Raw genomic sequence first — 26,934 nt, forward strand, 5'->3', positions numbered from 1 at the left:
CATCCGTCGGACGGCCCCGCGACCCCTGAACCGGGCCGTAGGCCCATGAAGGGGAGCAGGGGAGCGGGGAACCGCGTGACCAGCCCCCGCACACCCGCGGCCGAACCACGGGCCCCGCCCGCCCTGCCTCAGCTCACCTCACCGCTTCTTGATCCGCAGGAACGTCACCGAGTTCGCCGGGAACGTGTAGCTGAACTCCCGGGCCACTCCTCTGAACGTCGACGTCACCGGCGCGACCGGCGTCGCCGTCTCCGTGTTGACCGCGTCCGGCGCCGCCGCGAGCGTGGTCACCCGCGCCGTGGGCCGCACCTTCGCGCCCCCGAGGTCGACGGCCGTACGCGCCGCCACCGGCTGCGCGTTGACGACCTTGACGATCAGGTCACCGGTTCCGGCGTCCCGCGTCACCACCTGGCGGAACGGCTCCGCCGGCCTGTCGTCGGTGAAGCGGCCCCACTCCCGGCCGTCGAGGAGCAGCGTCACCTGGCGGCCCCGCACCCTCACCTCGATGTCGTACGTGCGGCCCGTCTCGACGGTCCCCGGCTTGGAGATCAGCGAGGTCTTTCCGCCGTCCACGGCCTGCTCCACCGCGCTGGTCGTGTTGTTCCAGCCGCCGAGGTTCCACCAGTAGTAGTTGCCGGTGTCCTTGACGCCGAAGGCGACGAGGAAGCCCTCCTTGCCGGACCTCTTCGTGGCCCTCACCTTCAGATCGTAGTCGTGCCAGGAGGTGCCACCTGCGGAGACCATGGTGTTCTCGGCGGCCTCGTCGGTCTGCACGTACTGCCCGTCCTGGACGGACCAGCTGCCGCCTCCGGTATGGGTCCACTTCGAGGCGTCCCCGCTGAAGTCGTCGCTGAGGAGGGTCGTCCCGTCGGCGCCGGTGACCCGTACGTCGTCGTACGCGGCGGTGGTGGCCCAGGTGGACAGGCCCACGGCTCCGGAGATGGGGCCGCTCACCGCCGGGGTGCCGGTGGCCGTCGAGGGCACGACCCGGTCCCCGACGTTGTTCATGAACAGCTTCTGCGTCTCGTAGTTGGCCGAGCCCCAGGACGCGTGGTTGTTGAACCAGATCATGTCGGGGCTCCACTGCACATGGTCCTCGTTGGCGAGGAGCGGTGCGTAGGAGGCCAGCTTGACGATATCGGCGTTGCGCTCCAGGCCGGTCATGAACGCGGCCTCGGCGAGGGCGTTCTCGAAGGCGTTCCCCTGGGAGGCGTATTCGCCGAGGAAGACCTTCGGGCCGTTCCGGTCGTAGGAGTCGTAGCGGTCGTTGTTCTGGAGGAACCACCGGGGGCTGTTGTAGTAGTGCTCGTCGACCATGGCGACGTTCGCCTCGCGGTTCAGCTTCCAGGCGGTGTCGAACGTGCTGCCCGTGTCGTCGGGCCCGGAGTTCGACACCACCGTGATGTCGGGGTACTTGGCCTCGATGGCGGCGCGGAACTTCTGGAAGCGGGCGAAGAACTCGTTCGGCAGGTTCTCCTCGTTGCCCACGCCGAGGTGGGTGAGGTGGAAGGGCTTCGGGTGGCCCATCCGCGCCCGGACCCGGCCCCATGTGCTGGTCGCGGGCCCGTTGGCGAACTCGATCAGGTCGAGTGTGTCCTGGATGTGCCGCTGGAGCAGGGCCTCGTCGTCGGTGGCCTTGTTCTGGCCGCAGCCGGTGACGAGGGCGGGCACCACGGGCAGCGGCATCGCGCCGATGTCCTCGGCGAACTGGAAGTACTCGAAGTAGCCGAGGCCGTAGGACTGGTTGTAGCCCCAGAAGTTGGCGTTGGTGGCGCGCTGCTCGACCGGGCCGACGGTGTCCTTCCACTGGTACGAGCGTTTGCGCTCCCAGTTCGAGGCCTCGCTGTAGTCCTCCATGGAGCCGGTGTTGACGAGGCAGCCGCCCGGGAAGCGGAGGAAGCCCGGCTTCAGGGCGGCGATCTTCTCGGCGAGGTCCTTGCGCAGACCGTTGCTGCGGCCCTTGTACGTGTCGCGGGGGAAGAGGGACACCTCGTCGAGGGCGGCGGCGTCGGAGGTGGTGACGGCGAGGCGGCCCTGGGAGCTGGTCCGGGTCGCTTTGAGGAGGATCCGGTACCTGGCCCAGCCGCCGGCTTCGACGGCCACCCGGCGGGCCTTCGCCAGCATGCCGTCGGCATCCTTCAGGGTGACGGTCAGGGTGGCGCCGCTCTCGGCCCGCGCCCAGACCGAGAAGTCGTACTTCTCGCCCTCCTCGACACGGATTCCGGTGTTGTAGCCGGAGTTCGTGACGGCCGCACCGGCGCCCAGGGAGAGGTAGGTGCGGTTGCGCTCGTTGAGCCGGCCGCCGTCGTTCAGCGTTTGCGCCGCGCCGTCGACCGTCCAGGAGGTGAGGGGCGTGTACGCGCGGTTGTCGGCGGTGGAGTACTCGAAGGACCGGTTCTGGACGAGTTCGGCGTAGAGGCCGCCGTCGGCGGCCCGGTTGATGTCCTCGAAGAAGACGCCGTACATCGTGTCGTCGATCCTGGCGCCCTCGGCACCGGGGTCGACGGTGATCGTGTAGTCGGTGACGACCTCCGCGTGGGCGGGAGCCGGGACCGACGCCGCAGCCACCAGTAAGGCGGTGGCGGTGAGGCCGAGTCTCCAGCGGGTGCGGGTGCTGCGTGACATGGATACTCCGCGGCTCGTGGTGGGGATCATGGAGTTGTTCGAAATGTCAGACAGTGATCAGTACATCGAACGGCAAGATAGGGAGGAGGTCCGAGGGCGTCAATGGGGCGTGCGACCACCGATGCGACTCAAGGGAGGCCCTGGATGGGCGAGTTCCGGTCAGTGCCCGATGTACTGGGCTATCTGTCCGGGAGCTGGCAGGTCACGCGCTCGGTGCGGGACCTCGCGAGCGGTGCGACGGGTGAGTTCTCCGGGACGACCGTTTTCAGCCCGTCGGACGACGGCGGCCTGCTCCACCGGGAGGCAGGGATCTTCGTCTGGCAGGGTGTCCCCCGTCCCGCCGAACGCACCCTGCGCTTTCTGCCGGGCTTCGCCCCCGGCACGGCGGACGTCCGCTTCGCCGACGGCCGCCCCTTTCACGACCTGGACCTGACATCGGGCCGCTGGCGGACGGACCACCCCTGCGCCGCGGACCTCTACCGGGGCGAGTTCGAGGTGTACGACGAGGACCGCTGGCGGACGACCTGGCGCGTCGGCGGCCCCGCGAAGGACCACCTCCTGGTCACCGACTACACGCGGACCGGGATGCCGAGCAGCACGGCAGGGGCCCGGCGGGCCCGGCGGGCCTAGGCGGCGCCCAGCCGTAGGTTCCAGCGGCCCGGCAGGCCCGCGACGGTGAGCGTCGACAGGGGGCGGACGTCCATGTGCCAGTACGTCGACGGCGGCGCCTTGAGCGCGTAGACCAGGGCGGCGCGGAGCACGGAGGGCTCGGCCACGGCGACGATACGGCCGCCGTCGTCCTTCGGCCGGGTGTCGAGCCAGCCCCCTATGCGGGAGATGAAGGCCGTGAGGGACTCGCCGCCGTGCGGGGTGGAGCGCGGGTCGGCGAGCCAGGCGTCCACCGCCGAGGGCTCCCGGGCCATGGCCTCACCGAGCGTGAAACCGCGCCAGCGGCCCATGTCGCAGTCGCGCAGCGCGGGCTGGGCCAGCGGCGCGTACCCGAGGGCGTCACCCGTCGCCCGGCTGCGGGGCGTGGGTGAGCAGTAGCGCAGCTCGGCCGCCGCCAACGGCACCAGCTCATGGGCGGCGCGCTGCACCTCGTCCCAGCCGGCCTGGTCCAGCGGCCGGTCGTCCTCGAAGCGCTCGGCGAGCAGCGAGGAGCAGCGCGCCGCGGCGACGAACGTGACCCGAAGATGCATGCGGCGATCGTGATGGCCGGAACTGCGCAGGTCAAGAGGCTGTTACCCAGAGGTTACGCGAGGCCGTGAGCCCGCACACCGCGCGCCCCGAGCCTGCCCCGAAGACCGCCCGCCCCCACGGCCCCCCGGCCCTCAGCCCGGCGACCACCCGCATCTCTCGCACCACCGCCCCCGGCCCTCAGGCCGGCGACCGTCGGGCCTCTTCTCCCCGATGACCACCGGCCACCTCCTCGGTGGCCGACCGGCCCACCTCCCCGATGGCAGCAGGCCCCCTCACTCGAACACGAGCGCCATCCACCGGCCCGGGTCCGTGAGCGGTTTGAAGCCGAGCTGTTCGTAGACGCCGTGCGCGTCCCGGGTGGCGAGCAGGACGCGGCGCAGCCCGAGCGGTTCCAGGTGGGCGCGGACGGCGCCCACCAGCGCCTTGCCGATCCCCTTGCCCCGCAGGGCCGGATCCACGTACACGTCGCAGAGCCAGGCGAACGTCGTACCGTCGGTCACCACCCGCGCATACGCCACCTGCTCACCGGAAGTCTCCTCGTAGACCCCGAAGTTGAGCGACCCGGCGATCGCCCGCTCCTGCGTCTCGCGGGGCCGGCCGAGGGCCCAGTACGCGTCGGTGGACAGCCAGCGGTGCACGCGTCCGGCATCGAGACGGGTCGGGTCGGTGGAGATCTCATAGCCCCCTGGCAGGGTGAATGTGTCGTTCATGGCTGGACGTTCGCAGGTCACAGGCCCGCTGTCGAACCGTTTACCGCCGCCTTCAGCCGCCGTACGCCTTCGGCGATCTCCCCCGTTCCGCTGACGCCCGCGAAGCTCAAACGCAGGTGCGCGGCCGGGGGTTCGGCGCTGAAGTAGGGGCGGCCGGGGGTGACGGCGACGCCCGCGCGAAGGGCGGAGGCGACCAGGGCGGACTCGCCCTCGGAGCCGAACGCCTGGGCCGTGCCCCCGGTGCCGTCGGGCAGGCGGAGCCACAGGTGGTAGCCGCCGGAGGGGATGTGGGGCAGGGCGAGTTCGGGGAGGTGCAGCCGCAGCGCGGAGGTCATCGCGTCCCGACGGTTCTTCAACTCCCTGGACACCGCCCGCAGATGGCGCGGCCAGGCGGGCGAGCCGACGAGTTCGAGGGCGGCCTCCTGGAGGGGGCGCGGCACGAAGAAGGTGTCGACCACCTGGATGGCGCGCAGCCGTTCCAGGACCGGCCCCCGGGCGGCCAGCGCACCCACCCGGAAGCTGGGCGAGGTCGCCTTGGTCAGTGAGGACACATGGACGACGACACCGTCCGGGTCGTCGGCGGCCAGCGGCGGCGGCAGTGGTCCCGCGTCCTCGTGGACGAGCCGGCGGACGAAGTCGTCCTCGATCACGAAGGCGCCCGCCTCGCGCGCGATCCGCAGCACCTCGCCGCGCCGCTCGGTGGACAGAGCGGCTCCGGTGGGGTTCTGGAAGAGCGGCTGGCAGACGAACACCCGGGCGCCGGACGCCTTGAACGCGTCGGCGAGGAGGGACGGCCTCACCCCGTCCGGGTCCACCGGCACCGGGACGGGGCGCAGACCGGCGGCCCGGGCGATGGCCAGCATGCCGGGGTACGTGGGCGACTCGACCAGCACCGGCGCGCCTGGCGACGCGAGCGCGCGCAGGGCCGTGGTCAGCGCCGACTGGCCGCCCGCCGCCACGATCACCTCGGCCGCCGTGATCGCCCCGCCGATGCTCCGCGCGAACCACTCGCGCAGTTCCGGGACGCCCTCGACGGGGGGCCGTGCCCAGACGCCGGGTCGTCGCCCGGCCCTCGACAGGGCCGCGCCCATGGCCTGTTCCGGTTGCAGCGCCGGGTGCAGATAGCCCCCGTTGAACTCGATCACGCCGGGCGGCGGCGAGGCGAGCGAGACCAGGACGCCCGAGGCGTCGACCGTGCGCGGTGTCGGCTCGGCGGTGCCGTCCGCGCTCAGCGCGACCTCCTGCCAGGAGGTGTCCCCCACGGCCGCCGGCCCGGTCTCGCGCGGCCGGGCCCGGAACGCGCCCGCGCCGGGCCGGGTCACCACCAGGCCCTCGGCAGCCAGTCGGGCCAGGGCCCGCGAGACGGTCACCGGGCTCACCCGGAAGCGGTCGACGAGTACCCGGCTCGATGGCAGCTTTCCACCGGGCGAGTAGCGGTCGAGCTCCTTTCGGAGCTGTTCCACCAGTTCCGCGACACTGCTACGCTCTTGCATGAGAGCACAGAGTAGCGCTATCGACCGGCGAACAGTAGCGGTCGGCACCGATGCGGCCGACGCCCGCCGCCACCGGAGCAGCGGCGGCACGCTTCAGGCGGCCCTCGGCGTGGTCGCGTTCTCCCTCACCTTCCCGGCGACCGCCTGGGGTCTGGAGGGCTTCGGCCCCTGGTCCCTCGTCGCCGTGCGCAGCGCCCTCGCCGCCGTCATCGCGGGCGGCTGTCTGCTGGCGTTGAGGGTGCCGCTGCCCGGCCGCCGGCACTGGGCGGGCCTGGCGGTGGTGGCCGCGGGAGTGGTCGTCGGCTTCCCGCTCCTCACCACGCTCGCCCTGGAGACCTCGACCACCGCGCACGCCGCCGTGGTCGTCGGACTGCTCCCGCTGACCACCGCGCTGCTCTCGGCGCTGCGCATGGGCTCCCGGCCCTCGCGTACGTTCTGGTGCGCCGCGCTCGCCGGAGCCGCCGCCGTCCTCGCGTTCACGGTCACCCAGAGCGGCGGCGCCATCGGCACCGCCGACCTCTACCTCTTCGCCGCCCTCCTGGTGTGCGCGGCCGGCTACACCGAGGGCGGCAGGCTGGCCCGGGTGATGCCCGGGTGGCAGGTCATCGGCTGGGCGCTGGTGTTCTGCCTGCCCCTCAGCGTGCCGGGAACGCTGCTGGCCCTGTCGTATGAGCCCGTCCAGCTGACGGCGCACAGCGTGGCGGGGCTGCTGTGGGTGGCCGCCGGGTCCCAGTTCCTCGGTCTCGTCGTGTGGTACCGGGGCATGGCGGCGATCGGCATCCCCAGGGCCAGCCAGTTGCAGCTGGCCCAGCCGCTGCTCACACTGGTGTGGTCGGTGCTGCTGCTGGGCGAGCACCTGACAGTGGCCGCCCCGCTGACGGCCGCGGCGGTGCTGGTGTGCATCGCCGTCACCCAACGGGCGCGAGGCTGAGCGGAGTCCGGGCAGGATCCGATCGGGCCCGCCCGCCGTAGACTCAGGCCATGGACCGATGCTCCCGCGCCTGGTGAGGAGGCCCCAAGATGCGTGCAACCGTGGGCGACCAGCTTGTCCAGCACGGCAGGGTGGTCGGGCAACACGACAAGGTCGGCGAGATCGTCGAGGTCATGGGCCAGGAGGGGAACCCCCCGTACCGCGTCCGTTTCCAGGACGGGCACGAGGGCGTCTGCTCACCCGGCCCCGACACGGAGATCCGGCACAGGGAACCGCGGCAGTAGAACCGGTGGTGGATCAGCGCGGTGGCTCCGCCGGCTGCTGGTAGTGGTCGGCGACCACGCGCGCCATCGCCCCGATCCTGTCGGCGGTCACCTCCTTGGCCGCGAAGAACGCATGCCCGCTCACCTCGGGTACGTCGCGGGCCAGGGACAGGTGCCGGGACAGCTCGGCGGGGTCCTGCCAGGCCGCGGGCTGCGCCGGGTCACCGGCCTTGTAGAGCGCCTCGCCGATGTAGAGGCGCGTTCCGGTGTCGCGTGCGGTCTCGGCCCACCAGGGCAGCAGCTTGGCGTAGTCGGCGGCGGCGAAGCCGATGTTCCAGTACAGCTGCGGCACGATGTAGTCGATCCAGTTCCGCCGGACCCATTTACGGGTGTCGGCGTACAGGTCGTCGTACGTCTGCACCCCGGCCCGGGTGTCCGAGCCGCGTGGGTCGGTGGCCGCGTTGCGCCACACCCCGAAGGGGCTGATGCCGAACTGGGTGCCGGGCCGGACCGACCTGGTCTGCGCCGCCATCTCCCTCACCAGCCTGTCGATGTTGTCACGCCGCCAGGCCGCCCGGTTGGGGAAACTCCCGCCGTGGGCGTCGTACGCCGCGTCGTCGTCGAAGACCTGGCCGGCGACCGGGTACGGATAGAAGTAGTCGTCGAAGTGCACCGCGTCGATCGGGTACTTCCGCACCGCGTCGAGCATGGCCTTCTGGACGAAGGCGCGCACGGCGGGGATGCCCGGGTTGTAGTAGAGCTTCCCGCCGTAGGGGACGACCCAGTCGGGGTGCACGCGGGCCGGATGACCGGCCGCCAGACGGCTCGGGTCGGTGTGGTTGGCGACCCGGTACGGATTGAACCAGGCGTGCAGCTCCAGCCCCCGGGCGTGGGCCTCCTCGACCGCCGTGCCCAGCGGGTCCCAGCCGGGGTGCCGGCCCTGGGTGCCGGTGAGGTACTGGGACCAGGGCTCGTACGGGGAGGGCCAGAGCGCGTCGGCCGTGGGGCGGACCTGGAAGATCACGGCGTTGAGGCGGCGCGCCACGGCGGTGTCGAGGTGGGCGAGCAGCTCGGCACGCTGCTCGGCGGCGGTGAGGCCCGGCTTGGAGGGCCAGTCCCGGTTGGCGACGGTGGCCAGCCACATACCGCGCAGCTCGCCGGAGACCCGTCTGCGGCGGGCGGGCTCCTGACCGGCGACGGCGGTGCCCGCCGCCAGCCCGCCCGCCGCCACGAGGGTCGTGACCGCGGTCGTCCAGAACGCCCGACGTGACATCCGTGGCTTCCGATGCATCCTCGTACCTCCGCGTACCGCTCCGTGTCCGCCTGATCGCGGACCGTTCGCAAGCCAGCCTTCCATGTGATACCCGCGATACTGATCGGTAGCGGCCGGAGGTAACGTGCAGGTTTGGCACAGGCCCGCACCCGGGGTATCTGCCAGCCACGTGGACCAGCGAAAGGGACGATGTGACGGACTTCCCAACGGGAGATCTCGCGCGAGTCGGAGTCGTGGGCTGCGGCCAGATGGGAGCGGGCATCGCCGAGGTGTGCGCCCGCGCCGGTCTGGACGTCAAGGTCGCCGAAACCACCGGCGAAGCCCTGGAGATCGGCCGTACCCGGCTGTTCAACTCCCTCTCCAAGGCGGCCGAGCGCGGCAAGATCAGCGAGGCGGAGCGGGACGCCACCCAGGCACGTCTGAGCTTCACCACCGACCTCGGGGAGTTCGCCGACCGCGACCTCGTCATCGAGGCGGTCGTGGAGAACGAGCAGGTGAAGACCGAGATCTTCCAGGTGCTGGACCAGGTGGTGACCCGCCCCGACGCCATCCTCGCCTCCAACACCTCCTCCATCCCGCTGGTGAAGCTCGCGGTCGCCACCTCGCGTCCGGACCATGTCATCGGCATCCACTTCTTCAACCCGGCCCCCGTGCAGAAGCTCGTCGAGCTGATCCCTGCCCTCACCACCTCCGAGGGCACCCTCGGCCGGGCGCAGCTGTTCGCGGAGAAGCTCCTCGGCAAGCACGCGATCCGCGCGCAGGACCGCTCGGGCTTCGTGGTCAACGCGCTGCTCGTGCCCTATCTGCTCTCCGCCATCCGGATGTTCGAGTCGGGCATCGCCGGCCGCGAGGACATCGACAACGGCATGGAGCTGGGCTGCGCCCACCCGATGGGACCGCTGAAGCTGTCCGACCTGATCGGCCTGGACACGATCGTCTCGATCGCCAACTCGATGTACGAGGAGTACAAGGAGCCGCTGTACGCCGCTCCCCCGCTGCTCCAGCGCATGGTGGACGCGGGGCGGCTCGGCCGGAAGACGGGCTCGGGCTTCTACACCTACAGCTGATCACCCTCTGCGTGACCACGGACCGTGAGAAGCGGTCCCTCGCACGGGCCCGGCACCGGAAAGGGTGCCGGGCCCGTCGTATTCACACACCGTGTGCGCGGCGGACACGCATATGCCGCTCGCACACGCTCCCCACGCACCCACCAGCCGAGTTGACTTGCCGTGCGCATGCAAGGGATGTGACGACTACCGAGACGACTACAGAAAGGAGCGGACTCGTGGCCATCGACCCCGAGCATCCCGTGGTCCACGGTGAACTCGCAGAGTTACGCCGCCGCCTGGACGTGGCGCACGCCCGCGTCGAGGGAGGGCTCACCCTGCTGAGCCACCGTGCCGAACAGACCGCCAAGGAGCTGGACGACCTGAGCACACGGGTCGTCACCCTGGAGCACTCCCGCTGGCCGCTGCCCGCGGTCGCGGCCCTCACAGCCGTGGGAGCCCTGGTGGTGGCCATCTGGCAGGCCGTCGGCCGCTGACCGGCACAGGCGGAACGCACGCGGGAATCAGTGCCCCGCGTCCTGTCCGAGCCTCAGGTGGTGCAGGAGAAGCAGTGCGGCCGCCATGTTGGCGGCCGGGACCTCGCCCCGGGCGACCATGTCGGGCACGAGCTTCAGGGGAACCCATTCCCTGCGGTCCGACTCGAAGTCGTCCACCGGGTGACCGACGTACGCGCCCTCGTCGGCCCAGTAGATGTGGTGCCGGGCGTCGGTGAGCCCGTTGGAGGGCTCGACGCTCATCAGGTGGTGCAGCGGTCCCGGCCGCCATCCGGTCTCCTCCTCCAGTTCCCGGGCGGCCGCGTCGGCGACGCACTCGCCGTCCTCGACGACGCCGGCCGCCAGCTCCCACCCCCAGCTGTCGGTGATGAAGCGGTGCCGCCACAGGAGCAGCACCTCATTGGCCTCGTTGACCACGGTGGCCACGGCGACGGGCCGCAGCCGTATCAGGAAGTGGTCGAGGTGCCGCCCGTCCGGCAACACGACATCTGCGAGATTGACGCTGAACCAGCGGTTCGAATACACAGTTTGTTCGCTCTGTTTCGTCCACTGCACGGTTCTGCCACCTTCCGCCGAGTAAGTGGCAATATCGCAGCAGGAGGGTGCGGGCAGCAGGCGCACGGACGGTGCACGGCCGGGCGGGGAGCGCTGTGTCAGAGCGGTACGCGCAGTGCCCCGTCGATGAGTTCGGCGGCCTCCGCGGTCCCCGCGCAGCCGTTTCGCACGAGATGTTCGCGTACCGCCCGCAGTCTGTCGCGCAGGCGCATGGACTCCATTCCGCGCGCCCGCTCGGCCATTTCCACGGCGGTCGCCACCGCCTTGTCGGCGTTGCCCTGGCGGAGTTCGATCTGGCTGAGCATGGCGAGCCGGTGCACCCGCCCCCGGTCGTGCGCCGGGGTGTCGACGGCCGCCGCCGCGTGCTCCGCAGCCGCCGTCAGATCGCCGAGGCTGAGCAGCGCCTCCGCCACCTGCACATTGACCAGGCCGGGTTGGACATAGCCCGTCTCGTCGGGTTCGTGGCCGCGCCGGATGCGCTCGGCGGCCTGTTCCGCCCGCCGGATGCAGGACAGCGCGCTCGTGCCGTCGCCGAGGTGCGCGTACGCCTTGGCCTGCATCGCGTAGAGGTCCGCGGCCAGCGCCGGGGTGATGTCCCTGCCGGCGGCGCGCAGCGCGGCCTCGGCGAAGGCGACGGCCTGCCGGTACTCCCGCATGAACAGGGACTGGTTGACGAGCAGCGCGATCACGTACGCGCCGAGCCCCCGGTCCCCGCTGGCCTTGGCGAGCCGCAGGGCCTGGTGGAAGTAGCGCTGGGCGAGGCCGTGCGCGTCGGAGTCGTACGCACAGATGCCGGCGATGGCCACCAGCCCGCCGGTGGCCCGGTGCAGTTGGCGCCCGGTGGCGTCGGTGTAGCTGCCGCGCAGCAGGGGTGCCGCCTCGGCGTTGAGGAAGCCGACGATGCGGGTGCGCGTCGCGATGCCGCCCGCCTTGCGGTACATCTGCTCGTAGTGCGAACGGGCCGCGCGCAGCATCTCTATGTCGGCCATGCTGACGCGATGCCGTCCGCCGCGGGAGACGTCGACGTCCTCCGGCGGGTTCTCCCATTCCCACACCGGCATCACGGCGGGTGTCCCGGTGACGGCGGGGGCGCCGAGGACGTGCGGGCGCTGCTGTTCGTCGGAGCGCCAGAGCGCGGTGGCGCGCTCAACGAACCCGGAGAGCCCGGCGCCGTGCGGGGAGGTCGGCTCGCCCGGCACACCGAGACCGATGTCGTCGAGGGTGACCGGCCGGTGCAGGCGCCCGGCGAGTACCTCGCAGATCAGGTCGGGCACCTGACCGCGCGGTCGCTGTCCCTTCAACCACCGCGCCACGGCGGTGTGTTCGTATCTCAGCGACAGGCCCCGCGCCCGTCCCGCCTGGTTGACGTGCGCGGCGAGTCCGGCGTGCGAGATACCGGCTTCGTCGAGGATCGCGTCGAGCAGGGTGTTGGGCTGCATGGAGGCCCTCCGGTGGCTCGGTGCCGGCGACTGGCAGCGTAGCGCCTCCCTCTTCACACGGGGTGTGAACGGAGTGCCCGGATTCGGGCTGTACGCGCGCTGTCGCGCAGAGTCGCGGACCGCTTGACTGGAGTGCCTCGCAAGAGGCCGGCGGGGCCACCGGCTCCCCCTCGTACAGCGCGGTGGCCCTGGCCGGGTGGAAGACGCGAGCCGCTGATCGCGCGTCACCACGGAGCGCTCGGCGTCCCGGACGGACGGCTCCGGCCGAGTGTGCCGGTGACGTCATGCTGTCCCCCACCCGCCTGTTCCGCCTCGGCTGCGCCGTCCCGGCCACCCTGAGCACGTCGGCCGTCAGTCGGCGTTGTGGGGCGCGGGTACGGGTGGTGAGCGTGACGCGGCGGGACCCGAGGGGGACAACGCTCCTGCTCGTTCAGGAAGCACCCTTCTGCCCGGGGCCGGGAGCGGCGCCGACAGCCGCGCGGTTCCTCATTCCCCGCGGGGCGAGTGCGCGTTCGTTGCGGAGTACCAGGATGGCGATGTCGTCCTTCGGCCTGCCTCCGGCGTGGCGCAGGAGCCGGGTGAGTACCGCCCGCAGTACGGAATGGGCCGAGAGGGGGCGGCCCCGGGCGGTTTCCGCCAGGGTGGCCGCCAGGGGAAAGAAGCGGCCCTCGGCGTCCCTCGCGTCCTCCACCCCGTCCGTGTGCAGGAACAGGGTCGCTCCGGGGAGGAGCCGGCCGCACGGGGTGGGCGGCAGGTCCGCGGGCAGCGGGAACACGCCCAGCGGGGGCAGCGGGTCGGCGGGGGCCATGAGGTCCACCCGGCCGGCGCTCAGCAGATACGGCCAGGGGTGGCCGCAGTTGAGGGCGTGGACCTCGCCGTCGTGGGCGATCTCCAGCAGGAGGACGGTCACGAACTCCTCGGTGTCCTCGGTCCGGGCGCGGTCCCGCAGATGCCGGGCGAGGGCGCGGTCGAGGCGGGTGAGGACGCCGGCGAGTTCGGTCTCGTCGTGGACGGCCTCGCGGAAGCCGCCGAGCACGGCGGCGACGGTGCCGACGGCGGAGAGGCCGTGGCCGCGGACATCGCCCATCACGACCCGTACGCCGTGTTCGGTGGCGATCACTTCGTAGAGGTCGCCGCCGACGGTCGCGCCGCGGTCGGCGGAGAGCTGTGCGGCGGCGGTGGCCAGTCCGTCGATCCGGGCGGGCAGCGGCCGCAGCAGGACGCTCTGCGCGGCGCCGGCGACGCGGCGCGCCCGCCGTACCTCCCGCAGCATCACCTGCCCGGCCCGCAGCACCAGCCCGGCGCCGACCGCGAGGAACACGGCGTTGCCGGCGAGCCGGGGGCCGAGCCCCTTGTCCTGCGCCGGCGGGCAGGCGCGTCTGCAAGTGATCGCCGTCGCGCCCCACACCGCCGGCAACCCCCATGCCAGCGCCCGTCGGACAGACCGCCGATCGGACGGGGGGCGCCTTCGGACCCATGCCCGAGGGGGTGTCCCTGTCCTGATTCGAATCATGCCGTTGGCCCCCCATCAGGCCCTGACAGCGGTACGGCCCAGAGAGGCCGGTCCGATTCTGTCGGCCGAATGCCCCGTTCGGGCCAGATCGCCCGAACTTCTCACTCGAATGAGTGAGGTGATCATGGTGGGGAGGTGGGGGCCGCGCCATGTCGAGGGGGCGAAGCCCGAAAAGGGGCGCGGGGACCGCGCGCCGGCCACGGACAATCCGCAGCCGCCGGAAATCCGCAGCTCCCCGCGCCCCTGAGCGTCCTAGTGCGGCAACAGGCAGCGTTCGCCCCGTCGCGACGCCCGGCACGCACTCTCGCCGCACCGGGCACAAGCCCAAGTACGGTCCAGTACGAGGGCTTGCGCCCGGCACGCCGAGAGCACGCACCAGACGCCGCTCCTTGACGGGCAAACGTTGCCTGCCGCGGGCGCTAGCTCCGCAGCACGGCCCCCGTGCGCTCGCCCGCGAGGGCGACCGCCGCGTCCCGGGCCGCGGACGCCTCGTCCACGGTCAGCGTCCGGTCCCCGGCCCGGAAGCGGAGCGCGTACGCCAGCGACTTCCGCCCCTCACCGAGCTGCTCCGCGTTCTCGTAGACGTCGAACAGCCGGATCGCCTCGAGCAGTTCACCCGCCCCCTGGCGCAGCGCGGCCTCGACCTCGGCGTGCGGCACGAACTCGTCCACGACCAGCGCGACGTCCTGCGTGGCGACCGGGAACGAGGAGATGCTCGGCGCCTGCGGTGTGTCGTCCCCGACCCGCTCCAGCACATCCAGGTCCAGCTCCGCGGCGCAGGTGCGCGCGGGCAGCCCCAGCGCCTTCACGACGCGCGGGTGCAGCTCACCGGCGTGGCCCACGACGCGCTCGGCGCCGTCGACGACGACCACGAACTCGGCGCAGCGACCCGGGTGCCAGGGCCCGTACTGGCCCTTGCGGACGATCAGTTCCGCGCCGGCCTCACGGGCGACCGCGCGCCCCGCCTCGACCGCGTCGGCCCAGTCGGCCGGACGGCCCTTGCCCCACCAGCCGGCCTGCTCACGGGCACCGGCGAGGACGACGGCGACATGGCGCGGCTGCTCGGGCAGCGCGGCGTTCAGCGTCGCGATCTCCTCGGCGGTGGGCCGGCGGTCCACGGGCAGCGAGACGGCGACGCCCTGCTCGGTGCGCGGGTGGAAGACGAGCCCGGTCTCGAAGAGCGCCAGGTCGTGCGAGCCCCGGCCGTCGTTGCGCCGCAGGGCGCCCAGCAGGCCCGGCAGCAGGGACGTGCGGAGTGCGGGCTCCTCGTCGCTCAGCGGGTTGGTGAGCCGGACGACGCGGCGGGCCGGGTCGTCGGCGTCCAGCCCGAGCTGGTCGAAGACCTGCTCGCTGATGAACGGGTAGTTCGGCGCCTCGACGTACCCGGCGCCGGCGAGTACCCGGCCGACCCGGCGGTGCAGCCGCTGCCGGTGGGTCAGACCGCGGCCCGACGGGGGCTTGGGCAGCGTGGAGGGCAGGTTCTCGTAGCCCTCCAGGCGGATGACCTCCTCCGCCAGGTCGTTGATGTCGGCGAGGTCGGGCCGCCACGACGGGACGGTGACGATCAGCTCGTCCTGGCCGTAGACGTCGCAGCCGACCTCCTGGAGGCGGCGTACGACGGTCTCGCGGCCGTAGCCGACTCCCGCGACCTTGTCGGGGTGGTCCGCCGGGACCGCGATGGTGTGCGGCGCGGACGGGGCGATGACCTCGGTGACGCCCGCGTCGGCGGTGCCGCCGGCGAGGAGCACCAGCAGGTCGACGGTGCGCTGGGCGGCGGCGGACGCGGCGAGCGGGTCGACGCCGCGCTCGAAGCGGCGGGACGCCTCCGAGGACAGCTTGTGCCGGCGGGCGGTGCGCGCGATGGAGATCTGGTCGAAGTGGGCGGCCTCGATGACGACCTCGGTGGACGCGTTCTCCGGATCGTCGTGGTCGGCGATCTCGGTGTCGGCGCCGCCCATGACGCCCGCGAGGCCGATGGGGCCGCGGTCGTCGGTGATGACGAGGTCCTCGGCGTGCAGCTTCCGGGTGACGCCGTCGAGGGTGACGATCTTCTCGCCCTCGGCGGCCCGGCGGACGCCGATGGTGCCCTGGACCAGGTTGCGGTCGTAGGCGTGCAGCGGCTGGCCGAGTTCCATCATCACGTAGTTGGTGATGTCGACGGCGAGCGAGATCGGGCGCATGCCGACCTTCTGGAGCCGGCGCTTGAGCCAGATCGGGGAGCGCGCCTCGGGGTCGAGACCGGTGACGGTGCGGGCCGTGAAGCGGTCGCAGCCGAGCGGGTCGGAGACCTGCACGGGGTGACCGAAGGCGTTCGGGCCGGGCACGTCGAGGAGCGCCGGGTCGCGCAGCGGCAGACCGTAGGCGATGGCGGTCTCGCGGGCGACGCCGCGGATCGACAGGCAGTCGCCGCGGTTGGCGGTGACGGCGATGTCGAGGACCTCGTCGACCAGCTCCAGCAGCTCGATCGCGTCCTTGCCTACCTCGGTCTCCGGCGGCAGCACGATGATGCCCTTGGTGCCGTCGTCGCCCATGCCCAGCTCGTCGCTGGAGCAGATCATGCCGTGCGAGTTGCGGCCGTAGGTCTTGCGGGCGGAGATCGCGAAACCGCCGGGCAGGACGGCACCCGGGAGGACCACGACGACCTTGTCGCCGACGGCGAAGTTGCGGGCGCCGCAGACGATCTCCTGCGGCTCGCCCGTGCCGTTGGCGGTGCCGACGTCGACGGTGCAGAAGCGGATCGGCTTCTTGAACTCCGTCAGCTCCTCGATGGTCAGCACCTGGCCCACGACGAGGGGGCCCTTGAGGTCGGCTCCGAGCTGCTCGACGGTCTCGACCTCGAGGCCGGCCGACACGAGCTTGGCCTGGACGTCACGGCCGGTTTCGGTCGCCGGCAGGTCGACGTACTCCCGCAGCCAGGAAAGCGGGACCCGCATCAGATCTCCATCCCGAACGGCCGGGTGAACCGGACGTCACCCTCGACCATGTCTCTCATGTCTTCGACGTTGTGGCGGAACATCAGCATCCGTTCGATGCCGAACCCGAAGGCGAAGCCGCTGTACTTCTCCGGGTCGACACCGCAGGCGGTGAGCACCTTGGGGTTGACCATGCCGCAGCCGCCGAGCTCGATCCAGCCCTCGCTGGAGCAGGTGCGGCAGGGCCGGTCGGGGTTGCCGACGGACTCGCCGCGGCAGACGTAGCAGACCATGTCCATCTCGGCGGACGGCTCGGTGAACGGGAAGAAGTTCGGCCTGAGCCGGGTCTTCATGCCCTCGCCGAACAGCGACTGGACCATGTGGTCGAGCGTGCCCTTGAGGTCGGCCATGGTCAGGCCCTCGTCGACGGCGAGCAGCTCCACCTGGTGGAAGACCGGGGTGTGCGTGGCGTCCAGCTCGTCGGTGCGGTACACGCGGCCGGGACAGATCACGTACACCGGCAGCTCACGGTCGAGCAGGGAGCGGATCTGCACGGGCGAGGTGTGGGTGCGCAGGACGACGCCGGACTCGGTGCCGCCGTCCGGCCCCTGCACGAAGAAGGTGTCGGCCTCACCGCGGGCCGGGTGGTCCGGGCCGATGTTGAGGGCGTCGAAGTTGAACCACTCGGCCTCGACCTGGGGGCCCTCGGCGACCTCGTAGCCCATGGCCACGAAGACGTCCTCGATGCGCTCCGAGAGGGTGGTGAGGGGGTGGCGGGCGCCGGCCGGGACGCGGTCGTAGGGCAGCGTGACGTCCACGGCCTCCTCGACCAGGACGCGCGCGTCGCGCTCGGCCTCCAGTTCGGCCTGGCGGGCGGCGAGGCCCTTGTTCACGGCGCCTCGGGCCTGGCCGACGAGCTTTCCGGCGGCGGCCTTGGCGTGCGGCGGCAGGGCGCCGATCTCGCGGTTGGCGAGCGCCAGCGGGGAGGTGCCCCCGGTGTGGGCGACCTTGGCCTCCTGGAGCGCGTCGAGGGAGTCCGCGGCGGCGAAGGCGGCGAGCGCCTCGTCCCGCATGCGCTCGATCTCTTCCGGTTTCAACGCCTCGACCTCTACAGGGTCGTACGACTTATTCGGTGCCGACATCTCTTCCCGTGCTTCCGATTGGCTGGCGGATGGTCCCCGTACCGACTCGTGGACAGTTCGTCACGGTTTTTGGGACACAAAGGTGCCAAAGGCCGAGTCTAACGGGGTTGAGGTGTGCGAACGCGCCCGCGGGCGGCTAGGCCAGATAGGCCGGGGCCCCCACGGGCAACGTAAATCGGAACTCGGCGCCGCCGCTCGGGGCGCGTCCGACGGTGATGGTGCCGCCGTGGGCTTCGACGATGCCCTTGACGATGTAGAGCCCGAGGCCGGTGCCACCGCGCTTGCTGCCCCGCCAGAAGCGGGTGAAGACGCGGTTCATGGACTCCTCCGGGATACCGGTGCCCTCGTCGCTCACCGTGACCGACGTAGCAGCAGCTTGATGGCCTTCCCCTTCTCGGGGGGACGCCGTGGGCGTGACGTCAATCGTGACGGTTCCCTCGCCGTGCCGCACCGCATTTTCCAGCAGGTTGCTGAGCACCTGGTCGATCTTGTCGGGGTCGGCCCACAGGTCGGGCAGCGGCTGCTCGATCCGCAGCAGGAACCGGTCGGCGGGCTGTCCCGCGGCGACGTACGCCTGGATGTGCCGTCCGACGGCCGCGCCCATGTCGACGGGCTGCCTGCGCACCTCCAGCCGCCCGGAGTCGATCCGGGAGATGTCGAGCAGCTCGGCGATCAGCCGGGTGACCCGGTTGGCGTCGGCGTCGACGGTCTCCAGCATCAGCTTCTTCTGGTCGTCCGTGAACCGCTCCCATTTGGCGAGCAGGGTCGCGGTGAACCCCTTGACGGAGGTGAGCGGCGAGCGCAGTTCGTGGGCGACCGTGGCGATCAGCTCGGCGTGGCTGCGTTCGGTGCGGCGCCGGGCCTCGGTGTCGCGCAGGGAGACGACGACGCGGCGAACGGGCCCGGTAGGTTCCGTACGGATGTAGCGGGCCGACACGAGGACTTCGCGGGCGCCGGGCAGCAGCAGGTTCCGCTCGGGCTGGCCGACGCGGATGGCGAGGCCCCCGTACGGGTCGGTCAGCTGCCACCAGCGGCGGCCTTCGAGGTCCTCCAGTGGCAGCGCCCGCTCCAGGGGCAGACCGAGGGCGTCGGCGGCGGGGACGGCGGTGATCCGGGCGGCGGCGGCGTTGAAGCAGATCACGCGGCCCTGTTCGTCGGCGACGACGAGCCCGTCGGGGAGGTCGTCGGGGTCGATGCCGAGTCCGGCGGTCTCGGCGTGCGGCGGCGTGGGTGTGGCGCGCACATCGCGTCCCCCCAGTGTGCTGCTCGTGCCGACCCTCATCCCCGTACCCCACCTCTCCGTTGTGCAGTGGGCCCCCGAGCCCGTCACCCTACTAGCTGGGAGTGACGGTGCGGCACCCTCCGAAGGCGCGCTGTGCACGGGCGGACGCGTAGAGACATACGGCGGCGGCGGTCGCGAGGTTCAGGCTTTCCGCCTTTCCGTGGATGGGGACGCGCACGACGGCGTCGGCGAGTGCCCGGGTCTCTTCCGGGAGTCCCCATGCCTCGTTGCCGAACACCCAGGCCGTGGGCCCGCCCATGGTGCCCTTGTCGAGTTCGTCGTCGAGGTCGTCCTGTCCGGCCCCGTCCGCGGCGAGGATGCGTACGCCGGTTTCCTTGAGCCCCGCGACGACCCGCTCGACGGGCACCCCGACGGCGACGGGCAGATGGAACAGCGACCCGACGGAGGCGCGGACGGCCTTGGGGTTGTAGAGGTCGACGGACGCGTCGGTCAGCACGACCGCCTCGGCGCCGGCGGCGTCCGCGCACCGCAGGACGGTGCCGGCGTTGCCGGGGTCGCGGACGTGCGCGAGTACGGCGACGAGCCTGGGGCGGGCGGCGAGGATCTCCTCGAACGGCGTGTCCAGGAAGCGGCAGATCCCGACGAGGCCCTGCGGGGTGACCGTCGTGGAGATGTCGGCGATGACGGCCTCGTCGGCGAGGTGCACGCGGGCGCCCGCGGCGCGGGCCTCCCCCACGATGTCGGCGTACCGCTCCGCGGCGTCGACCGTGGCGAACAGTTCGACGAGGGTGGGCGTGCCGTCCGCCGGTGCCCGGTGCTCCGCCGCCTCCCGCACCGCCTGCGGGCCCTCCGCGAGGAACAGGCGGTCCTTCCCCCGGAAGTTCCGTTTGGCGAGCCGCCGAGCGGCGGAGACCCGGGCGGAACGGGGGGAGATCAACTCGGGGGCGGCGGACATGGATCACCTTCGGGTTGGGAGGGGGCGCCTGGCGACTCGGGGGTTCGGGTGCGTCGGCGACTGCGGCCCCCGAGCCATGAGGCGGAACAAACACCCGGACCCGCAAGCCTCGAAAGGCCCACGGGTCCGGGGTTCACATCGACATCCGGCTCAAGGCCAGCGCAGCGTCACGCGGCCTTCGGCGCGTTGACGTCCGCCGGCAGCGCCTTCTGCGCGACCTCGACCAGCGCGGCGAACGCCGTGGCGTCGTTGACGGCCAGCTCGGCGAGGATCTTGCGGTCGACCTCGACGTTCGCGGCCTTCAGACCCTGGATGAAGCGGTTGTACGTGATGCCGTTGGCGCGGGCAGCGGCGTTGATGCGCTGGATCCACAGCTGACGGAAGTCGCCCTTGCGCTTCTTGCGGTCGTTGTAGTTGTAGACCAGCGAGTGGGTGACCTGCTCCTTGGCCTTGCGGTAGAGGCGCGAACGCTGACCGCGGTAGCCGGAGGCCTGCTCGAGGATCGCCCGGCGCTTCTTGTGGGCGTTGACTGCCCGCTTGACGCGTGCCACTTGTTAACTCCTTGTAGCGGGGCCGTGGTTGTCGTCACACGACCCGAAATCGATTGGGTCCCGGTCCAGACGTACGGCGCGAGGTGATCGACGGACGATCAGGCGCCGCTTCGTCACTTGCCGAGAAGCTTCTTGATCTTCGCGGCGTCGCCCGGGGCCATCTCGGCGTTGCCGGTGAGGCGACGCGTCACGCGGGACGACTTGTGCTCGAGCAGGTGGCGCTTGCCGGCGCGCTCACGGAGCACCTTGCCGGAGCCGGTGACCTTGAAGCGCTTGCTGGCACCGCTGTGCGACTTGTTCTTCGGCATAGCGCCGTTCTCTCCTCGTCAGTGGCGCTCCGGTGCCCGGTCGTTAAACCGGGCACGACGGAACGTCATTTCTATCGGTTGACACCCCGGACTCGCGTCCGGGGCTTCCCCCGGACTCACGTCCGGGGAACTACGCCTCGGCAGGCTCCTCGGCCGGCGCCTCAGCGGGCACCTCGGCGTCGGCGGCGTTCTGCGACTTGCCAGGGTTGGCCTTCGCTTCCGCCTTCCGGGCTTCCTGCGCCTGACGGGCCTCGGCCATCGCCTCGGTCTTCTTCTTGTGCGGACCGAGGACCATGATCATGTTGCGGCCGTCCTGCTTCGGGTTCGACTCGACGAACCCGAGGTCCTGGACGTCCTCCGCGAGACGCTGCAGCAGTCGGTAGCCCAGCTCGGGCCGGGACTGCTCGCGACCACGGAACATGATCGTGATCTTGACCTTGTCGCCCTGCTTGAGGAACCGGACGACGTGACCCTTCTTGGTGTCATAGTCGTGCGGGTCGATCTTCGGCCGGAGCTTCATCTCCTTGATGACCGTGTGCGCCTGGTTCTTGCGCGCCTCACGGGCCTTCATGGCCGACTCGTACTTGAACTTCCCGTAGTCCATGAGCTTGCAGACCGGCGGACGTGCGTTCGCGGCCACCTCGACCAGGTCGAGGTCGTACTCCTGCGCAAGCTCCAGGGCCTTGGCAAGCGGAACAATTCCGACCTGCTCGCCGCTGGGACCGACAAGTCGCACCTCGGGAACGCGAATCCGGTCGTTGATGCGGGGCTCGGCGCTGATGGATCCTCCTCGGTAGCACCCCACGACGGTCTGGCGGACCGCCGCGTCATGTCTGGTTGACATAAAGACCAACCATCAGGAGCCATGAAAAATGCCCCGGACGGGACACAGGCGGGGCTCCAATGACTGCCGGAGCACCGCCGCGGTGGCCGCGGGGCGCGATTCGGACGACTCCACCGTCCGTACGGAACGGTGGTGGCCGTCTGACCGGTGACCTGCCGTCCCGGAGGATGGTCAGGTGGGAGTTCGGAGCCTCCACTTGCGGGCCGGGCACATAGGTGTCCAGCCGGTCGTAGACCTAACCATAGCGGGTTCAAACCAGGGGTGCCAATCGGGGCGCGGCGGGCTCCCGCAGGTCGGAGCGTGCCCACCGGGGCCTATCGTGTGGGGCATGAGTGACACCCCTCCTGAGTCCCCCGACTTCGACTCGATGACCCGTGACATCGCCGAGGTCCCCGCGGTCGAGGTGATCGTGACGGTCGCCGTCAACCTGATGAGCGCCGCCGCGGTGAAGCTCGGTCTGACCGAGGAGGGCGACAAGTACAAGGACCTGGACGAGGCCCGCAAGCTGGTGCACGCCCTCGCCGGTCTGCTCGACGCGTCCACGACGGAGATCAGCTCGTTCCACGCGGCGCCGCTGCGTGACGGGCTGAAGTCGCTGCAGCTGGCGTTCCGCGAGGCGTCGGTCGTGCCGGACGACCCGGGCCAGGGCCCCGGCGAGAAGTACACCGGCCCGGTCTACGGCTGATCCGCCCCCTGCCTGCAGGGGCTCTCACGCACCGGGGCTCGTCCGGCCCTTCACATACAGGGGCTCGCCCGGAGGCGTCGTCCCGGCCGGCAGGAGCGCCAGGTCGAGGCCGCGTACCAGGCGGGCCCTGAGTGTTTCGTCGGCGGCGAGCCGCGAGGCGACCGCGTGGGCGGTCTCGGCGGGGACGGCGGCGGGGTCCAGCACGAGGGCCAGGGTGCCGTCGGCCCGGCCGGGCCCGAGATGGGCGCGGAGCACGGCGGGCTCGGCGGCGACCGCGGCGCGAACCGCCGCGATCACCGCGGGGTCGGCGAGCGGATCGGCCGTCGTACGCCCCTCGGCGAGGGCGAGCAGCGCGGCCCCCGTCAGCTCGAACGGCACGGGCCCGGCCAGGTCCAGGACGAGCGTGTCGGCCTTCTCGTGCGCGACGGCCTGGAGGGCCTGGTGCGTCGGTACGGCCACGGGGCGGGCGGCGGGGTCCCAGCGGGCGAGGGAGTCGGTGGAGGTGAAGGCGGGCAGGGCGGTGCGGTCGCCGGCCTTCAGGGTGGGAACGGCCATGTCGCTGGTCTTCTCGCGGCGCAGTCCGTTCTCGTCCTCCTCGACCTCGCCGAGCACGGCCACGACGGGGACGAGCAGCCGGGCGCCCCTGAGCGCTTCGAGGACGGGGCCCACGGCGGTGCGGTCCTCGGCCCACGCGGAGAGCGCGGCGCTCAGCCTGGGGTCGGCCGAGCCGTCGTCGTCGGAGTAGCCGGGGTCGGGAATGTTCTTGTTCGCCACGGTCGTCGACCCTATCGGGGTAAGTCTCCCGGGCGTTCGCCGGGCCGGAAACACGACCGTCACATCACTCACGGTTTTCCCAGGGTGTCCTGACGTGGTTCTCACACTCGCCTAACCCATCGCACAGCACGGGCCGCGACCATCGCGGCATGCCTCCTCGCAGAGCCCGTCGCCGTGCCCGCCCGGCGGTGCGCCATCGCCTCCTCGTCGCCGCGCCGGCCATCGCCGTCCTCGTGTGCGGTACGGCCGCCGCCGGGGCCCTGTACGTGACGGCCCGGGCACAGGACGGCGGGGGCGCGGCCGTATCGTCGGCGGCGTCATCGTCGGTACCGCCCTCGGCCTCCGCTTCCACCACGCCGGGTGCGGACGCGGCCGCGGAGGAGGCCTCGGTGGAACCTGTGGCGGCGCCGGGGGCGGACCACGACGCACTGCTCGCGAAGGCCCTGGCGGATGTGCCGGTCGAGGACGGGGCGGCCTTCTCGGTGGCCGTGCTGGATGCGGAGTCCGGGGACAGCGCGGTGTACGGGGACGCCGGGTTCGAGACCGCGAGCATCGTGAAGGTGGACATCCTGGCCGCGCTGCTGCTCCAGGCGCAGGACGCGCACCGGGGGCTCACGGCGCAGGAGGAGGCGTACGCCGCCACGATGATCCGTGACAGCGACAACGCGGCCGCGACGGCGCTGTGGAACACCATCGGCCGGGCGGCGGGGCTGGACGCGGCGAACGAGCGGTTCGGCCTCACGGACACCGAGGGCGGCGACGGCCTGTACTGGGGCCTGACGCGGACCACGGCCGCCGACCAGCTCGTCCTGCTGCGGCAGGTGTTCGGGGACGACGACGAGTCGGAGCTGAGCGCGGCCTCGCGGACCTGTGTGCGGCGGTTGATGGAACAGGTGTCGGCGGGCCAGGACTGGGGGGTGTCGGCGGCCGTGGCCGGTGGTTCGGCCGGTTCCCCGGACTCGGGGTTCGCCTTGAAGAACGGGTGGCTGCCGCGTACGGCCACCGGGCTGTGGGTGATCAACAGTGTCGGCCGGGTCACGGTGGACGGGCGGGACTGCCTGGTCGCGGTGGTGTCGAACGGCAACACGACGAAGGCGAAGGGGATCGCGCTGGTCGAGGCGGCGGCCAGGGCGGGGGTGTCGGTGTTCGTGAACGGCGCGGAGGAAGCCGTTTCGGCGGACTCGGCGACCACCTCATAGCGCGGCGACCACCCCAGAGGGACCGGTGGCGGGGTGCGAGGTCCCCGAGGGGACCGGGGGGCGGGTGACCCGTCCGCTCAGATCAGGAACTCGTCCGGTCGGCGGCGGTCGCCGCGCCAGATGACGACGCCGGTGATGAGCAGGGCCACGCCGAGGCCACCGGCGGCGGGGGCCGCCCATCCGGAGGCGGTGTCCTCCTCCTTCACCGGGTCGGGGCCGGGGCCGAAGTACTTGCGGCCGTACGCCGCGGACGTGAGGTCGTCGGGCCTGAGCCTGCCGCCCTCCCTGATGGCGGCGGCCGGGTCGACGAAGCCGAAGCCGCGGGAGTCGTCGCGGCCGCCGACGGGGGCGTCCCGGGCGGTGTCCTCCAGGAGCCGTTTCACCTGGGCCGGCGTCAGACCGGGGTGGGCCGCCTTGACGAGGGCGGCGGCTCCGGAGACGAACGCGGCGGCGGCGCTGGTGCCCCAGCCCTCGTAGTACTTGCGGTCGGGGTCGGCGATGACGACGTCGACGCCGGGCGCGCTGACGGTGGCGTACCAGCGGCGGGTGGAGAAGGGGGCGCGGTCGCCGTCCTCGTCGACGGCGGTCACCGCGATGACGCCCGGGTAGGCCGCCGGGTACGAGACGTGGTCGCCCTTCTTGCCGCCGTTGCCGGCGGAGGCCACGACGACCGAGCCCTTCTTGAGGGCGTACTGGACGGCGGCGTCCTCGGAGGGTTCGGGGTGGGCGGACTCGGAGTCGTCGCCGAGGGAGAGGTTGATGACGTCGGCGCCCTGGTCCGCGGCCCAGCGGATGCCCTCGGCGAGGGCGTTGCCGCGGGTGCTGCGGGCCTTGGAGCGTGCGGAGTCACCGTCTTCGAGGATGACGCGGACGGGCAGGATCCTCGCCTCGGGGGCGATGCCGAGGACGCCTTCGCCGTTGTTCGGGCCGTGGCCGTGACCGGCGATGATGCCGGCCATGGCGGTGCCGTGCCGGGCCCAGGAGCGGTCGCCGCGCCTGGCCCCGAAGCCGACCAGGTCCCTCGTGGGGAGGACGTTCCCCACGAGGTCGGGGTGCTCGTCGTCCACGCCCGTGTCGAGGACCGCGACGGTGATCCCCTCCCCCTTGGTCGTCCGCCACGCCTCCTCGGTGCGCATGGCGTCCAGCGCCCACTGCTGGTCCCGGATGCCGTCGGCGTGGGCGGCGGTGGGCAGGAGGGCCAGGGAGAGGGCGAGGGGCAGGGACAGGAGGGCGGTGCGCCGGGGGCGGCGGGTCCTCGCTGATGCCGATACGGAGGGGGCGCCCCCGGTCGTGGTGACGGCCGCGGTCGGGAGCGGCTTCCCCGCCTCGGGGTACGACGTCACGCGGGTCGGGGGCTTCTCCGTGCTCCCGGTTCCGTGGATGCTCCGGGTTCCGTCGGCTGTCATGAGGGCTGCTCCGTGGCGGACGCGGCGGTTCTGCGGAGGCCGCGTTCGACGCGGTCGGCGAGGCCCTGTGCCTCGTGGCCGAGGCCGGCCTGGGCGGGGGCGGTGGTGGCGTCGGACCGCATCGCGTCCTCGGCGGGCTGCGGGTCGGTGATGGTGCGGCCGTCGGCGAAGCCGGAGACCGCGTAGACGACGACGGGGACGTCGGTGAGCACGGAGATGCTCCAGGAGGCCCGCTGCTCGTCGCCGAAACCGGCGGCGACGGTGTCCCGGGCGGCGTACGGGCGGGGCATCAGGTCGGTGCGCCGGTCGAGGCCGTCTCTCGCGAAGCGGTTCTTGAGGGTGGCCATGCCGGTGGCGTCGGCCTTGGTGAACATCAGGCCGACGGTGGTGACGTTGCTGCGGGTCGCGTCGGTGTAGGTGGCCCTCAGCAGTCGCAGGCAGCCGACGGGCGCGAGGGCCTTGCGCAGCAGCGGGTCGAAGGCGTCGGCGCAGCCGCTGTCGGGGGCGACGGCGACCCGGGTCCAGGTGCGGTCGGTGCCGCCGGGGCCGGCGCCCTCTCCCCGCACGGTCGGCGGGAACAGTTCGTCGACGGGTACGCCGTGCCAGAGGGCTCCGGCCGCAGCGAAGCCGACGCGGGTGCCCTCCGGACCCGGGTCGCCGGTGAGCCAACTGCCCGCCGCCGCACCGCCGATGAGTCCGACGCCCAGTACCACGCAGGCGGCCACGGCCGCGGCCCGGGCGCCGGTGGGGCGGGGTCTGCGCCGTACGTCGTCCGGCTCGGAGGAGGTCCACGACGAGGTGTCGGGCTCGGCGAACGTCACGAACGGCCGCCCGGAGGCGGCGCCGAGCGCCTCGTCGATGGCGTCGGCGGACCGCCGGGAGGAGCCGGACGGCGGCTGCCACGCCCCGGGATGACCGGGGTCCCCGGGCCGCAACCGCCTGCCGGCGCCGGCGCCGTCCTCCTCGGACACGGGGCCGCGCGGGCCCTCCGCGCCCCGGGGCACGGAACCACCGGCCCCCGCCGGTACGGACCCACGGACCGCCGAGGCGGAGGGCGCGCCATCGGGCCGGGGCGGGACACCACCGGAGGACTGCCCGGGGATACGGGACGGGCTGCTGCCCGCGGGCTGGGCGGCCGGGCGGGGCAGCGGGCCGGCGGGCGGCTGACCGGCGGGGCGGGGCGGAGTGCCGCCGGGATGCTCTCCCGTGGGACGGGACGAGGTGCCGGCGGAGTGCCGACCCGTGGCACGGGACGAGGTGCCGGCGGCGGGTCGGCCGGCCGGGCGGGGTGGGATGGTGTCGGCGGGCGGTTCGGGGGCGCGTGGCTCCGAGGTGGTGGAGCGTACGACGCG

General features: G+C 72.2%; 25 protein-coding genes. 7 read left to right on the forward strand and 18 right to left on the reverse strand.

What is annotated here, in order from left to right; genetic code table 11:
- Positions 1–138: 138 nt before the first annotated feature.
- Complete coding sequence (locus AC067N_RS22485; RefSeq protein WP_478680651.1) at positions 139–2,625, reverse strand: alpha-L-arabinofuranosidase C-terminal domain-containing protein; 2,487 nt, start codon at positions 2,623–2,625, stop codon at positions 139–141.
- Between the two features lie 144 nt (positions 2,626–2,769).
- On the opposite strand from AC067N_RS22485, the gene AC067N_RS22490 reads away from it, so the two are divergent.
- Entirely contained in the window at positions 2,770–3,255 is a 486-nt protein-coding gene (locus AC067N_RS22490) for a DUF6314 family protein (RefSeq protein WP_478680652.1), read from the forward strand.
- Here AC067N_RS22490 and AC067N_RS22495 read toward each other — a convergent pair.
- The 3 genes from AC067N_RS22495 to AC067N_RS22505 form a co-directional block, all read right to left on the reverse strand.
- Positions 3,252–3,824, reverse strand: coding sequence for a histidine phosphatase family protein (locus AC067N_RS22495; protein ID WP_478680653.1), 573 nt, complete (start codon positions 3,822–3,824; stop codon positions 3,252–3,254). The genes AC067N_RS22490 and AC067N_RS22495 overlap by 4 nt on opposite strands.
- A 273-nt stretch (positions 3,825–4,097) precedes the next feature.
- Entirely contained in the window at positions 4,098–4,535 is a 438-nt protein-coding gene (locus AC067N_RS22500; RefSeq protein ID WP_478680654.1) for a GNAT family N-acetyltransferase, read from the reverse strand.
- A gap of 17 nt (positions 4,536–4,552) precedes the next feature.
- Entirely contained in the window at positions 4,553–6,028 is a 1,476-nt protein-coding gene (locus AC067N_RS22505; protein WP_478680655.1) for an aminotransferase-like domain-containing protein, read from the reverse strand.
- Between AC067N_RS22505 and AC067N_RS22510 the strand changes: the two genes are divergently transcribed.
- Together AC067N_RS22510 and AC067N_RS22515 are read left to right on the forward strand one after the other, a co-directional pair.
- The gene (locus AC067N_RS22510) at positions 6,027–6,959 is read left to right on the forward strand and encodes a DMT family transporter (protein WP_478680656.1); all 933 of its coding nucleotides are present in this window, start codon (positions 6,027–6,029) and stop codon (positions 6,957–6,959) included. The two genes, AC067N_RS22505 and AC067N_RS22510, sit on opposite strands and share 2 nt — an antisense overlap.
- A gap of 89 nt (positions 6,960–7,048) precedes the next feature.
- Positions 7,049–7,243: a DUF1918 domain-containing protein gene (locus AC067N_RS22515; protein ID WP_478680657.1), complete on the forward strand. Its 195-nt coding sequence runs from the start codon at positions 7,049–7,051 to the stop codon at positions 7,241–7,243.
- A 13-nt stretch (positions 7,244–7,256) separates the two neighbouring features.
- Here AC067N_RS22515 and AC067N_RS22520 read toward each other — a convergent pair whose 3' ends face one another.
- Positions 7,257–8,495, reverse strand: coding sequence for a glycoside hydrolase family 10-like protein (locus tag AC067N_RS22520; protein WP_478680658.1), 1,239 nt, complete (start codon positions 8,493–8,495; stop codon positions 7,257–7,259).
- A gap of 191 nt (positions 8,496–8,686) precedes the next feature.
- On the opposite strand from AC067N_RS22520, the gene AC067N_RS22525 reads away from it, so the two are divergent.
- Entirely contained in the window at positions 8,687–9,562 is an 876-nt protein-coding gene (locus tag AC067N_RS22525) for a 3-hydroxybutyryl-CoA dehydrogenase (RefSeq protein WP_478680659.1), read from the forward strand.
- 218 nt (positions 9,563–9,780) lie between these two features.
- Positions 9,781–10,038, forward strand: coding sequence for a hypothetical protein (locus tag AC067N_RS22530; RefSeq protein ID WP_468099600.1), 258 nt, complete (start codon positions 9,781–9,783; stop codon positions 10,036–10,038).
- A gap of 27 nt (positions 10,039–10,065) precedes the next feature.
- Here AC067N_RS22530 and AC067N_RS22535 read toward each other — a convergent pair whose 3' ends face one another.
- From AC067N_RS22535 to infC, 10 genes are all read right to left on the reverse strand, one after another.
- Entirely contained in the window at positions 10,066–10,611 is a 546-nt protein-coding gene (locus tag AC067N_RS22535; RefSeq protein ID WP_478680660.1) for an NUDIX hydrolase, read from the reverse strand.
- Between the two features lie 98 nt (positions 10,612–10,709).
- Positions 10,710–12,050 (reverse strand): transcriptional regulator, encoded by a 1,341-nt coding sequence (locus tag AC067N_RS22540; RefSeq protein WP_478680661.1) that lies wholly within the window; start codon positions 12,048–12,050, stop codon positions 10,710–10,712.
- Positions 12,051–12,480: 430 nt separating this feature from the next.
- Entirely contained in the window at positions 12,481–13,458 is a 978-nt protein-coding gene (locus AC067N_RS22545) for a PP2C family protein-serine/threonine phosphatase (protein ID WP_478680662.1), read from the reverse strand.
- A 524-nt stretch (positions 13,459–13,982) separates the two neighbouring features.
- Positions 13,983–16,496, reverse strand: coding sequence for a phenylalanine--tRNA ligase subunit beta (pheT, locus tag AC067N_RS22550; RefSeq protein WP_478680663.1), 2,514 nt, complete (start codon positions 16,494–16,496; stop codon positions 13,983–13,985).
- Positions 16,496–17,617: a phenylalanine--tRNA ligase subunit alpha gene (gene pheS, locus AC067N_RS22555; RefSeq protein ID WP_478680664.1), complete on the reverse strand. Its 1,122-nt coding sequence runs from the start codon at positions 17,615–17,617 to the stop codon at positions 16,496–16,498. Before pheS ends, pheT begins: the two co-directional genes overlap by 1 nt.
- 136 nt (positions 17,618–17,753) lie before the next feature.
- Entirely contained in the window at positions 17,754–18,899 is a 1,146-nt protein-coding gene (locus AC067N_RS22560; RefSeq protein WP_478680665.1) for a sensor histidine kinase, read from the reverse strand.
- A gap of 52 nt (positions 18,900–18,951) precedes the next feature.
- Positions 18,952–19,815, reverse strand: coding sequence for a TrmH family RNA methyltransferase (locus AC067N_RS22565; RefSeq protein WP_478680666.1), 864 nt, complete (start codon positions 19,813–19,815; stop codon positions 18,952–18,954).
- Positions 19,816–19,982: 167 nt separating this feature from the next.
- Positions 19,983–20,366 carry a 50S ribosomal protein L20 gene (gene rplT / locus AC067N_RS22570; RefSeq protein ID WP_004933571.1) on the reverse strand — a complete coding sequence of 128 codons (384 nt, stop codon included), beginning with the start codon at positions 20,364–20,366 and terminating at the stop codon, positions 19,983–19,985.
- A 113-nt stretch (positions 20,367–20,479) separates the two neighbouring features.
- Positions 20,480–20,674, reverse strand: a complete 195-nt coding sequence (gene rpmI / locus AC067N_RS22575) for a 50S ribosomal protein L35 (protein ID WP_004933563.1) — start codon at positions 20,672–20,674, stop codon at positions 20,480–20,482.
- A 130-nt stretch (positions 20,675–20,804) separates the two neighbouring features.
- Entirely contained in the window at positions 20,805–21,479 is a 675-nt protein-coding gene (gene infC / locus AC067N_RS22580; protein ID WP_478680861.1) for a translation initiation factor IF-3, read from the reverse strand.
- A 367-nt stretch (positions 21,480–21,846) separates the two neighbouring features.
- Between infC and AC067N_RS22585 the strand changes: the two genes are divergently transcribed.
- On the forward strand, positions 21,847–22,203 hold the full coding sequence (locus AC067N_RS22585) for a DUF1844 domain-containing protein (protein WP_478680667.1): 357 nt from the start codon (positions 21,847–21,849) through the stop codon (positions 22,201–22,203).
- A gap of 24 nt (positions 22,204–22,227) precedes the next feature.
- On the opposite strand, the gene AC067N_RS22590 is transcribed toward AC067N_RS22585, so the two are convergent.
- Positions 22,228–22,977: an SseB family protein gene (locus AC067N_RS22590; RefSeq protein WP_478680668.1), complete on the reverse strand. Its 750-nt coding sequence runs from the start codon at positions 22,975–22,977 to the stop codon at positions 22,228–22,230.
- 149 nt (positions 22,978–23,126) lie between these two features.
- On the opposite strand from AC067N_RS22590, the gene AC067N_RS22595 reads away from it, so the two are divergent.
- On the forward strand, positions 23,127–24,176 hold the full coding sequence (locus AC067N_RS22595; protein WP_478680669.1) for a serine hydrolase: 1,050 nt from the start codon (positions 23,127–23,129) through the stop codon (positions 24,174–24,176).
- Positions 24,177–24,253: 77 nt separating this feature from the next.
- On the opposite strand, the gene mycP is transcribed toward AC067N_RS22595, so the two are convergent.
- Together mycP and AC067N_RS22605 are read right to left on the reverse strand one after the other, a co-directional pair.
- Complete coding sequence (gene mycP / locus AC067N_RS22600) at positions 24,254–25,582, reverse strand: type VII secretion-associated serine protease mycosin (RefSeq protein ID WP_478680670.1); 1,329 nt, start codon at positions 25,580–25,582, stop codon at positions 24,254–24,256.
- Positions 25,579–26,403, reverse strand: coding sequence for a hypothetical protein (locus AC067N_RS22605; RefSeq protein ID WP_478680862.1), 825 nt, complete (start codon positions 26,401–26,403; stop codon positions 25,579–25,581). Before AC067N_RS22605 ends, mycP begins: the two co-directional genes overlap by 4 nt.
- Positions 26,404–26,934 lie beyond the last annotated feature (531 nt).

It is taken from the genome of Streptomyces sp. NPDC042364, from assembly GCF_056437585.1.

Coding starts and splice junctions, on each gene's coding strand:
- AC067N_RS22510 (WP_478680656.1), top strand. CDS start 6,027: ATGAGAGCACAGAGTAGCGCTATCGACCGGCGAACAGTAGCGGTCGGC.
- mycP (WP_478680670.1), bottom strand. CDS start 25,582: ATGACAGCCGACGGAACCCGGAGCATCCACGGAACCGGGAGCACGGAG.
- pheS (WP_478680664.1), bottom strand. CDS start 17,617: ATGTCGGCACCGAATAAGTCGTACGACCCTGTAGAGGTCGAGGCGTTG.
- AC067N_RS22500 (WP_478680654.1), bottom strand. CDS start 4,535: ATGAACGACACATTCACCCTGCCAGGGGGCTATGAGATCTCCACCGAC.
- rpmI (WP_004933563.1), bottom strand. CDS start 20,674: ATGCCGAAGAACAAGTCGCACAGCGGTGCCAGCAAGCGCTTCAAGGTC.
- AC067N_RS22515 (WP_478680657.1), top strand. CDS start 7,049: ATGCGTGCAACCGTGGGCGACCAGCTTGTCCAGCACGGCAGGGTGGTC.
- AC067N_RS22540 (WP_478680661.1), bottom strand. CDS start 12,050: ATGCAGCCCAACACCCTGCTCGACGCGATCCTCGACGAAGCCGGTATC.
- AC067N_RS22595 (WP_478680669.1), top strand. CDS start 23,127: ATGCCTCCTCGCAGAGCCCGTCGCCGTGCCCGCCCGGCGGTGCGCCAT.
- AC067N_RS22560 (WP_478680665.1), bottom strand. CDS start 18,899: ATGAGGGTCGGCACGAGCAGCACACTGGGGGGACGCGATGTGCGCGCC.
- pheT (WP_478680663.1), bottom strand. CDS start 16,496: ATGCGGGTCCCGCTTTCCTGGCTGCGGGAGTACGTCGACCTGCCGGCG.
- AC067N_RS22585 (WP_478680667.1), top strand. CDS start 21,847: ATGAGTGACACCCCTCCTGAGTCCCCCGACTTCGACTCGATGACCCGT.
- AC067N_RS22495 (WP_478680653.1), bottom strand. CDS start 3,824: ATGCATCTTCGGGTCACGTTCGTCGCCGCGGCGCGCTGCTCCTCGCTG.
- AC067N_RS22520 (WP_478680658.1), bottom strand. CDS start 8,495: ATGTCACGTCGGGCGTTCTGGACGACCGCGGTCACGACCCTCGTGGCG.
- AC067N_RS22565 (WP_478680666.1), bottom strand. CDS start 19,815: ATGTCCGCCGCCCCCGAGTTGATCTCCCCCCGTTCCGCCCGGGTCTCC.
- AC067N_RS22485 (WP_478680651.1), bottom strand. CDS start 2,625: ATGTCACGCAGCACCCGCACCCGCTGGAGACTCGGCCTCACCGCCACC.
- AC067N_RS22505 (WP_478680655.1), bottom strand. CDS start 6,028: ATGCAAGAGCGTAGCAGTGTCGCGGAACTGGTGGAACAGCTCCGAAAG.
- AC067N_RS22490 (WP_478680652.1), top strand. CDS start 2,770: ATGGGCGAGTTCCGGTCAGTGCCCGATGTACTGGGCTATCTGTCCGGG.